The sequence below is a fragment of the Chromobacterium subtsugae genome, from assembly GCF_001676875.1.
GTDB classification, from domain to species: Bacteria; Pseudomonadota; Gammaproteobacteria; order Burkholderiales; family Chromobacteriaceae; genus Chromobacterium; species Chromobacterium subtsugae.
The window spans coordinates 1-498 of record NZ_JYKA01000052.1 but is presented as its reverse complement, the minus strand read 5'-3'; the positions used below and the strand labels follow the sequence as shown (position 1 = coordinate 498).

Here is a 498-nt window from a genome sequence, read left to right as displayed (position 1 = left end):
TGACCTCCTCCCGCAAAAACGTAGCGGCGAAAAGTAGAGATTTCTGGCAAATTTAAGCCCATCCGGGCAGGAGATTTGTCATGAAAAAATCGAAGTTCACCGAAGAACAGATTGCCTTCGCCTTGCGCCAGGCGGAGTCCGGCACCACCATCGCCGAGGTCTGCCGCAAGATGGGCGTCTCCGAAGCCACCTTCTACAACTGGAAGAAGAAATACGGCGGCCTGGGCGTCAGCGAGCTGCGCCGCCTGAAGCAACTGGAAGAAGAGAACGCCCGTCTCAAGCGCATGGTCGCTGACCTGAGCCTGGACAAGCAGATGCTGCAGGAAGTCATCCAAAAAAAGCTGTGAAGCCGGCTCGCAAACGCGAGCTGGCCAACTTCCTGATCGACGCGTACCGCGTCAGCATTAGGCGTGCGACGGCCGTTATTCAGCTGCGGCAAGCTACCTATTTTTATCGCCCTCACCCTCGAGACGATCGTGCGGAGCGGCAGCGAATCCG

At 57.4% G+C, this 498-nt stretch carries 1 pseudogene; it reads left to right on the top strand.

What is annotated here, in order from left to right:
• Window positions 1-80: 80 nt before the first annotated feature.
• Window positions 81-498 (top strand): annotated as a pseudogene (locus MY55_RS24360) (transposase); the annotation flags it as partial.